Genomic DNA, 8,696 nt, shown 5'->3' with positions numbered 1-8,696 from the left:
CTATGTGGCAGCATGGCATTAGACATCAGGCTTGCGCATCCGATGGCTTTTATAGCCAACATCACGTCGCTGGCCGTCGCCTCGATCAAGTCATCCTTGGCGGCTTTTGATTTCTGAATTGCCGCGTGAATACGATCCAACGATAGCCGCTCGCTCTCACTCATGGCTGGCGTCCTTTGCTGCTGCGAGCATGGCAACTGGTGAGGGAGCCGAAGAAATGGTAGAGGATATGCCAAATATTGGAAAAAAAATAATTCATGAACATGAGGAAATAGCAGAGAAATTTGCATTAATATTATATGTTCTAGGATCTGTTTCTATTGTTGGTTTCTATTTCAACTTAACTAATAATATTAAGTCGAAAATTACTACGTATGCTGCAATTTTAATTTCGATTGTTGGTGTTTATTTTGCTCAAAAAACAGGCACCACTGGTGGAGAGATTAGACATACTGAAATTAGATCAACACCATCTAATACTTCCGTAATTGAAACTAATAACGAAGATAATGAGGACTAATAAATAGGAATTATTTATTGTCTAATAATTGTAATTGACTCTTCCATCTTTCAATAAGCATATTCAAAATACGTTTATTAAGATTGGAAGTGTTTTTTTTATATTCATAATATTCTTCTATAGAAAAAAGGCCTACAATAATTCCAATAGATTGATTTCGAAAAACAGTATCTGACTGGAGCGAATTTTCAATATACTTTTCTTTATTACTAGTAGATAAGTTAAAAAACACTTCTTTGTTTTTGGTTGCGTAGGAAATAAAAAATTGTAGCAGCAACTCATTTTGAAATTTCAAAATAGGGCGTAGGGTTTTATTTTGAAATTGCTCTTCAATTGAAGTGAATTCGTTCACAATTCCTAAAGACTCTTGTTTAATATCATTGAGAAAATTAGTTCTATCTGTTCTCATTTTATCGAAATAAAAAAAACCTCTGTGAACAGAGGTTTTAATTTGTTGAAATTATAACTTATTTAATTTTGAAAGTCACTTTTCTAACTAATTTTCTAGCACCTTCAGAATCTGCTTGTACCGAAGTATCTTCACCTTTAGAAACTACTATTAGTCTAGACTCGTCTATACCAGCTTTTACTAAAATTGCTTTAACTGATTCTGCTCTTGCTTTTGCTAATGAAACATTACTTTCACTGCTTCCAACTTCATCTGCGTGCCCAAGAATCTCAATAGAAGATTTTGGATTATTTTTTAAGTATGTTCTAATAAAATCAATACCAGGAGATGAAATGTCTGTAGGATCAACTTTACCTGTTTCAAAGAAAACAGAAATATAACCATCATTTACTAATTGAGAAACGGTATTAGCAGTATGGATTTTTGAAAAATCTTTTTGGTTTTGCTCAATGTATTTTTCTAAATCATCAGGAACACCATTTTTATTTAAATCAACAGTTCTTCCTTTTGTATCAACAGCTGCACCGGCTAAAGAATTATTCTCAAGATCTAAATAATCAGGAACACCATCTTTATCTAGGTCACCCATTGAAGTCTCAATGTTTTTAACTTGATTTTGAAGTTTTTCAATCTCTTTAATGTATTTGTCTTTAACAACAGCCCAATCTCCATGCATTTTGTCTTTTCCTAGGGAATACGTAAAACCTAATGACATTGAAACTAATTGACCCGATAAATTGTTTTTTGAATCAGAATAAGCGCCATCCCAAGCAAAGTGCTGTCTGTAACTATTTACAACAGATACATCACCTATTAAAGCAACTCTGTTGAATAATCTAAACTGAGGTGAGAATCCATAAATCAATCCTACATTATATTCTTTTAAACCAGCATTGTGGTAACGAACAACATCTGCTGGGTTTAATGGATTCATTTCGTTAGCAGTATTTGGAGTCATTTGAGATAATTGAAATCCTCCATGAAGTAACATTCCAAATCTTCCAAATGATTTTTCTAAACCTAATAATCTATTAGCATTAATTACACCTTGAAGTCCAAATGAATAAACTTTCATTTCAAAAGGTATACTTGTTGTGCTAGGATTATTTTTCAAATCAACATAACCTAAATCTCCTTTAACACCAAAAACTGGGTTAATCATGTAGCGAACACCTAAATTATAAGAATTAATTACAATTGTTCCTAGTACTTTATTATCTGCACTTGAAAAATAACCATCTGTGTAAGGATTAACTCCTTTTGATTGTCCGGTAGATAATTCAATAGTATATTTATTTATACCTGTTGAAGTTGTGTCTTTTTCGACTTTATTTTCTTGTGCTAGTCCAGCAATTCCTGAAACTAAAAATAAAGATAAAAATGTAATCTTTTTCATAACGAAATTTATGTGTTAAATAGTAATTATAATACAAATATAAGGGTTTCGATTAAAGTAAACTTGTTTTTTTGTATAATTTTTTAACCATCATCCAATAATTAGGTTGTAAAAATAAGTAACTTTGATAAATTAATTTAATTCTATGAGATTTCATACAAGAAAATGGGTTAAACCCGAAGATTTAAATCCAAATAGCACCTTGTTTGGTGGCCGTTTATTGGCCTGGATCGATGAAGAAATTGCGCTGTATGCCATAATTCAATTGGAGAGCCCTAGAATTGTTACCAAACACATGTCGGAAATTAACTTTAGAAGCTCTGCCAAACAGGGAGATATTGTGGAAATAGGTATTGATGTCTTAAAGTTTGGAACTACTTCATTAACATTGACTTGTGAGGTTCGCAATATGATGACCAAAGAAACCATTATAACCATTGATCAAATTACCATGGTAAGCGTTGATTTAAATGGGAAACCACAAGCCCACGGAAAAACCAAAATTGAATTCGTTGAGGATCGCTTAAAAAATAAAAATTAATTTATTTTTTTTCCGAAGTCATTTCAAAAAGCTCCAAATCAAAATAAGCAATTGAAGCAATAATGTGATCAAAAATATCAGCCATAATATGCTCGTATTGCTCAAAACGTTGGTCTTTAGAAAATGCATAGATTTCAAGAGGCATTCCTTGTGATGTAGGCTGTAGCTGTCTACATAGCAAAATCATATCCTTATTTATTCCTGGATAATTTTCTAAATAGGAGGTAATGTATTTTCTATACAAACCAAAATTGGTAATATTTCTACCATTAATAGCCAATGACTTATCTACATTATGAGTAGCATTGTATTTATTAATTTCATGTTGTCTGGTATCGATGTAATCTGAAATAAGCTGGATTCGTTTTAATTTTATTAATTCTGATTCCGATAAAAACCGAATACTTTTTGCCTTAACTAAAATATGTCGCTTAATGCGACGCCCATCCGATTTTAGCATCCCGCGCCAATTTCTAAATGAATCAGAAATCAAACTGTAGGTAGGTATTGTAGTCGTTGTATTATCAAAATTTCTGACCTTTACTGTAGCTAAGTTAATTTCAATTACATCTCCATCCGCTCCATATTTATCAAAAGTAATCCAATCTCCTATGCGCACCATATCGTTTAAGGAAACTTGAACACTTGCTACAAATCCTAAAATGGTGTCCCTAAATATCAATAAAATGATTGCCGAAATCGCTCCAAGAACCCCAAGTAGTGTATTTAAATTGATATCAAAAATCTTAGAGATGATAATCCCAATACAGAAAATCCATAAAATAATCATGATTACTTGAACATAACTATCAATAGGCTTGTCGCTTAAATTAGGTTTTTCTTTGATGTATTCACTAGTAGCTTTTAATATACTTCGGACTATCCAAAGTGATAGCAATACAATATAAACTCCAACCATTTTACCAAAAACCGATTGCCAATAATCGTAATTTTCTAAAATAACAGGAACCGATTTGTAAATAAATAAAAAGGGAATTAAGTGCGCAATGTATTTGGCGGTTTGATTTGAAACCAATAAGTCGTCAAAATGAGTTTTGGTTTTTCTTGCAATAATTGCCATTGAAGCAACTAAAATTAATCGGAAAATCACATAAATCACATAGGCTATTACACACAATATGAATATGTTAACCACCAAACTAATATAGGCTGAAGTAATATCACCAAGTGAAATTTTACGTAATAATGGATACAACCATCCGTATATTTTAACTAAAAAATCATGCATTTTTTAAATATTTTTTTTCAATGTAAAAGGCACCAAACGGAATTAATGAGCCTAAAATAATAACCAAAGTCTCTTTTGTACTCCAATTAAGTTTAGATTTCACAAAAAAAGTAAGATACAAATAGGCGATAAAAAGAATTCCATGTGCCATTCCTATAGGGAATAGCAGCATTTTATATAGTTCCGGATTTGAATGTTTGTTAAATAGCATATTTGCTAAAAGAACTAAATAAGAAAATCCCTCTGAAACGGCAACAACTTTAAAAAACTTGATCATAATAAATAAACTTTGATTGCAAAATTAAGTAATAACAATAGAAATAAAACAATATTCTGGGTTACTTTTGCATTAATTTAGCAATTTTTATGAGCAAGCGAGATCTTAAAAAGTATTTATCCAATTTAAATAAAGTGCAACTTGAAGAGCAAATCATAGAGTTGTATGATAAGTTCAAAGAAGTTAAAATTTATTATGACTTTGCTTTAAATCCAAATGAAACTAAATTAATTAGAGAAGCCAAGATTAAGGTTACAAATGAATATTACCCAATTAAAGGTAAAAGAGCTAAAATGCGCCGTTCTGTAGCTCAAAAATTCATCAAGCACTTTGTTTCACTTGGAATGGATGCCTATCTCATTGCGGATTTAATGCTTTACACCATTGAAATTGCTCAAACCTATTCCTCAGAAAAGGATATAAAACAAGAGGCTTTTTATAAAAGCATGTTAACTACTTTTCAACAAGCTTTGCATTTTATGATTGAAAAAGGAATTGTTTCCGAATACAAGAGTAGAGTAGAGGCTATCTATGAAAATACAGTTAGTCAGAAGTGGTACAATAACTATGAATTTCAAATTCAACTTGAAAAATTAGATTATTTGTAGAATAATTAAAAATAGTTATGGTGAAACCTTTTTTTAGATGTAGTTTTGCAAAATTGTAAAATTGCTATGTCAAAAAAAGAGCTACTTCTTGAAATTGAAGAAAAAAAAGAACTCTATGGTTACCAAAAAGGTGACATAGACAAGATCTTTGAGCGCATAGACAATGCTCCGTCGAATTATCACTTATTGTATCAATTGCCTACTGGCGGGGGTAAAACCGTTATTTTTTCTGAAATTACCCGAAGATATTTAGAGAAACACAATAAGAAAGTAGTGGTGCTTACCCACAGAATTGAACTTTGCAAACAGACCTCTAAAATGCTTAAGGCATTTGATGTAAAAAACAAGGTAATTAATAGTGCCATAAAGGAACTGCCAGATCAGGATGAATATTCGTGTTTTGTGGCCATGATTGAGACTTTAAAAAATCGTCTTAATGATGAAAAATTAGAAATACAAGATGTTGGTTTACTGATAATTGATGAAGCTCACTTCAATTCATTTAGAAAGTTATTTAGTGCTTTTTCAAATGCCTTTATACTAGGCGTTACTGCAACTCCTTTAAGTTCCAATATTAAGCTGCCGATGTATAAAAACTACAATGAATTGATTGTAGGCGATACTATTCAGAACTTAATTGACAAAGGTTTTTTGGCGAAAGCAACCACTTACAGCTATGATGTTGGGTTGACCTCACTAAAAGTGGGTATTAACGGAGATTATACAGTTAAATCTTCAGAAGATTTATATACCAATATGGTGATGCAAGAAAAGCTCTTGCATGCCTATACAGAAAAGTCTTTAGGCAAGAAAACACTAATATTTAATAATGGTATTCATACTTCGTTATACGTTTACGATAGTTTCAAAAATGCAGGATACAACATTCGACACCTTGATAATACTACTACAGCCGAGGAACGAAAAGATATTTTAAGTTGGTTTAAGAAGACTCCGGATGCAATATTAACATCGGTAGGAATATTAACCACAGGATTTGACGAGCCCACAGTAGAAAGCATCATACTTAATCGTGCTACAAAGTCGTTAACGCTTTATTTTCAAATGATTGGCCGTGGGTCAAGGAGATTGCCAAATAAAGATAGTTTTATTATTATTGATTTAGGTAACAACGCATTACGATTTGGATTATGGAATAATCCAGTGGATTGGCAACATATTTTTAAATCTCCAGAATATTATTTAGAGAATCTTAGAGATGATGCCGAAATTGAAAGTAATTTCAAATATGTCATGCCACCAGAATTGGCTGCTAAGTTTAAAAATTCTGAAGATATTCATATGGATATTATGGAAGAATTTAAAATTACGGTTCGTTCCAATTTAAAAGCCAAAACAATCATTGATAAATCTTTAGAGCAACATGCAAGAATGTGTGTTGATAATACCAATGATTTAGTTTCTGCAAGAAGATTATCCAAAGAGCTTGTTGATGATGTTGAATTTAGAATTAAGCAATATTGTTCGTGTCTTGGTAATGTTTCAAAAAACTACAGAAGCTGGCTTATAGAAGACTACAATACACGATTAACCGTTGCTATTGGTAAGATATACAGAATAAAGATCCTTAATGAACTAGATTAAAACACGTTCTAATATTGAACTATAATTTATATTATGTAAAATAGAATATTTCAAAACCAGTAGTTATAATGGTTTAAAAATATGTTAGTAAAGTTATTTAACATTCCTTCTATTACTCTTATTCCTTTATTATTTTTGTAGTATATTTATACAAATCAAATAAATCCAACATTTATGGAAAATGCTATTACCCAACGTATAGCAAACTTTTTAAAAGAATACGAACCGTTTAGTTATCTTTCTTATGAAGATTTAATTAAGATTGTTTCTACTATTCGTGTAATCAATTTAGAAAAACATAAATCGTTGTTTCAAATTAATGATACGTTACACGATGCTTTTTATGTTGTCGCTTCTGGTGTGATTCATTTAACTGTTATTTCAGACGCTGAAGAAACATTATTGAATAAATGTTATGCGGGCGATATTTTTGGTTTACGTCCGTTCTTTGCAAAGAATAATTACCAAATGACAGCTAAAGCCCGTGAAGAAAGCATTGTGTATGCAATTCCCATTGCAACTTTCAAGCCTTTTGTAGCTCAAAATTCAACTGTATTGGACTTTTTATTAGAAAGTTTTGCTGTAAATACTAAAAACAGTCTTGATAATAAAAATCATACTTTAATTTCCGATAATGTTACTTATTCTGATAATCAATCGGATATGCAGTATTTTCAGTCGTTAAATTACAATAAAACCCCTTTAAAAATTAGTCACGATACTCTTATAAAGGATGCTGCTCAATTGGTTACCGAAAACATGTTTGATAATTCGTTAATAACAGATCAAAGCTACCCAATTGGCATTGTGACCGATAAAGATTTTAGATCTAAAGTTGCTACCGGAAGATATCCTCTTACCAATCCTATTAGTAAAATTATGGCTTCCCCGGTAATTACAGTTACTGAAAATATTTCGGTTGCCGAAGCCCAGTTGGTAATGTTAAAACATGCGGTTACTCACCTATGTGTAACCAAAGACGGTACCGATAAATCGGAAGTTAAAGGAATAATTTCAGAACATGATCTTGTTGTAGCTCAAGCAAATAACCCAGGAATCCTATTAAAAGAAATTAAAAAATCTCAAACAGCTAAGGATTTAAAGCTTGTTCGAAATAAATTAACAGATATTATCCAATCATCTTTAAACAAAAACATTCCACTTACACATATTAGTAGTATTGTTGGAGAAATCACTTTAGCAATTGTAAAACGTGCAGTTGAGCAAGCTATTTTAGAGTTGGGCTCACCTCCTGCCCGTTTTGCATGGTTATGCATTGGAAGTCAAGGAAGAAAAGAACAATTATTATTAACCGATCAGGATAGTATTTTAGTATTTGAAGATGTCACGCCAGAAAAATACAGAGACGTAAAAGATTACTTTTTAAAACTCGCTCGAAAAGCTACTGCTACATTAGAAAAAGTGGGTTATTACAATTGCCCAAATGGCTATATGGCTAGTAATATGATGTGGTGTAAATCACTGACTGACTGGATAAAACAATATAACAATTGGATAAATACTCCAGGTGAAAGCACCAATGAAATAAGCAGTGTGTTTTTTGATTATGAAATGGCATTTGGTGAACAAAAAATCGAAGATGCAATAACCGATGTTATTTTTTCTAATATTAAAAATAAAGTACTTTTCTTAGATTATTTAGGAAATGACACCATAAAAAAACCAACGCCACTGAACTTCTTCAAGAAATTCAATATTGAGGAAGAAGGTGAACATAAAGGTAAATTTGATATCAAAACTAGAGCATTAATGCCATTAATTGATGGTGCTCGATTATTAATTTTAAACAATAATATTAAAGTAGCAAACAGTACTTATTTAAGATTCAAGCAATTAGCCATGATTGACCCGAAATATTCTGAGGTATATTTAAATTGTGCCGATGCCTATTTGGTACTGTCTAAGTTCAGAACTTTAGAAGGATTAAAAAATGATTCATCAGGTCAATATATCAATTTGGAAGAGTTAAGCAAAGTAGATAGAGAAAAATTAAAAAATGCTTTAGCACCTATGAAGGAACTTGAAGATTTGATTAAAGATAAAATTCAATTAACGCAGTTTTCTTAAATT

The 8,696-nt window shown here is 31.3% G+C and carries 9 protein-coding genes; 5 read left to right on the top strand and 4 right to left on the bottom strand.

Features of this window, described 5'->3' with window-relative positions:
* Window positions 1-106: 106 nt before the first annotated feature.
* Window positions 107-520 carry a hypothetical protein gene (locus tag ACKOWY_RS09650; protein WP_408941234.1) on the top strand — a complete coding sequence of 138 codons (414 nt, stop codon included), beginning with the start codon at window positions 107-109 and terminating at the stop codon, window positions 518-520.
* A 10-nt stretch (window positions 521-530) separates the two neighbouring features.
* On the opposite strand, the gene ACKOWY_RS09645 is transcribed toward ACKOWY_RS09650, so the two are convergent.
* Both ACKOWY_RS09645 and ACKOWY_RS09640 read right to left on the bottom strand, forming a co-directional pair.
* The gene (locus ACKOWY_RS09645; RefSeq protein WP_408941233.1) at window positions 531-929 is read right to left on the bottom strand and encodes a glyoxalase; all 399 of its coding nucleotides are present in this window, start codon (window positions 927-929) and stop codon (window positions 531-533) included.
* Between the two features lie 58 nt (window positions 930-987).
* Window positions 988-2,325 carry an OmpA family protein gene (locus tag ACKOWY_RS09640; protein ID WP_408941232.1) on the bottom strand — a complete coding sequence of 446 codons (1,338 nt, stop codon included), beginning with the start codon at window positions 2,323-2,325 and terminating at the stop codon, window positions 988-990.
* A gap of 145 nt (window positions 2,326-2,470) precedes the next feature.
* On the opposite strand from ACKOWY_RS09640, the gene ACKOWY_RS09635 reads away from it, so the two are divergent.
* Window positions 2,471-2,866 (top strand): acyl-CoA thioesterase, encoded by a 396-nt coding sequence (locus ACKOWY_RS09635; RefSeq protein ID WP_408941231.1) that lies wholly within the window; start codon window positions 2,471-2,473, stop codon window positions 2,864-2,866.
* A 1-nt stretch (window position 2,867) separates the two neighbouring features.
* On the opposite strand, the gene ACKOWY_RS09630 is transcribed toward ACKOWY_RS09635, so the two are convergent.
* Window positions 2,868-4,115: a mechanosensitive ion channel family protein gene (locus tag ACKOWY_RS09630; RefSeq protein ID WP_408941230.1), complete on the bottom strand. Its 1,248-nt coding sequence runs from the start codon at window positions 4,113-4,115 to the stop codon at window positions 2,868-2,870.
* A complete protein-coding gene (locus ACKOWY_RS09625; protein WP_408941229.1) occupies window positions 4,108-4,392 on the bottom strand; it encodes a DUF3817 domain-containing protein in 285 nt (94 codons plus the stop codon). The genes ACKOWY_RS09630 and ACKOWY_RS09625 overlap by 8 nt, the downstream gene beginning before the upstream one ends.
* An 89-nt stretch (window positions 4,393-4,481) precedes the next feature.
* On the opposite strand from ACKOWY_RS09625, the gene ACKOWY_RS09620 reads away from it, so the two are divergent.
* The 3 genes from ACKOWY_RS09620 to ACKOWY_RS09610 all read left to right on the top strand — a co-directional run bounded on the left by ACKOWY_RS09620 (window position 4,482) and on the right by ACKOWY_RS09610 (window position 8,693).
* Window positions 4,482-5,000 (top strand): DUF6155 family protein, encoded by a 519-nt coding sequence (locus tag ACKOWY_RS09620; RefSeq protein WP_408941228.1) that lies wholly within the window; start codon window positions 4,482-4,484, stop codon window positions 4,998-5,000.
* Between the two features lie 66 nt (window positions 5,001-5,066).
* The gene (locus ACKOWY_RS09615) at window positions 5,067-6,605 is read left to right on the top strand and encodes a DEAD/DEAH box helicase (RefSeq protein WP_408941227.1); all 1,539 of its coding nucleotides are present in this window, start codon (window positions 5,067-5,069) and stop codon (window positions 6,603-6,605) included.
* A gap of 174 nt (window positions 6,606-6,779) precedes the next feature.
* A complete protein-coding gene (locus tag ACKOWY_RS09610; protein ID WP_408941226.1) occupies window positions 6,780-8,693 on the top strand; it encodes a DUF294 nucleotidyltransferase-like domain-containing protein in 1,914 nt (637 codons plus the stop codon).
* Window positions 8,694-8,696: the final 3 nt, after the last annotated feature.

The sequence above is a fragment of the Flavobacterium sp. genome, from assembly GCF_046073885.1.
Classification (GTDB): Bacteria; Bacteroidota; Bacteroidia; order Flavobacteriales; family Flavobacteriaceae; genus Flavobacterium.
Note: the sequence above shows the minus strand (reverse complement) of the source record. Positions and strands in the feature narration are given on the sequence as shown.

What these genes read in the sequence shown, in the direction of transcription:
- ACKOWY_RS09645 (WP_408941233.1), bottom strand. Translation starts at nt 929, where the DNA reads ATGAGAACAGATAGAACTAATTTTCTCAATGATATTAAACAAGAGTCT.
- ACKOWY_RS09640 (WP_408941232.1), bottom strand. Translation starts at nt 2,325, where the DNA reads ATGAAAAAGATTACATTTTTATCTTTATTTTTAGTTTCAGGAATTGCT.
- ACKOWY_RS09635 (WP_408941231.1), top strand. Translation starts at nt 2,471, where the DNA reads ATGAGATTTCATACAAGAAAATGGGTTAAACCCGAAGATTTAAATCCA.
- ACKOWY_RS09630 (WP_408941230.1), bottom strand. Translation starts at nt 4,115, where the DNA reads ATGCATGATTTTTTAGTTAAAATATACGGATGGTTGTATCCATTATTA.
- ACKOWY_RS09625 (WP_408941229.1), bottom strand. Translation starts at nt 4,392, where the DNA reads ATGATCAAGTTTTTTAAAGTTGTTGCCGTTTCAGAGGGATTTTCTTAT.
- ACKOWY_RS09620 (WP_408941228.1), top strand. Translation starts at nt 4,482, where the DNA reads ATGAGCAAGCGAGATCTTAAAAAGTATTTATCCAATTTAAATAAAGTG.
- ACKOWY_RS09615 (WP_408941227.1), top strand. Translation starts at nt 5,067, where the DNA reads ATGTCAAAAAAAGAGCTACTTCTTGAAATTGAAGAAAAAAAAGAACTC.
- ACKOWY_RS09610 (WP_408941226.1), top strand. Translation starts at nt 6,780, where the DNA reads ATGGAAAATGCTATTACCCAACGTATAGCAAACTTTTTAAAAGAATAC.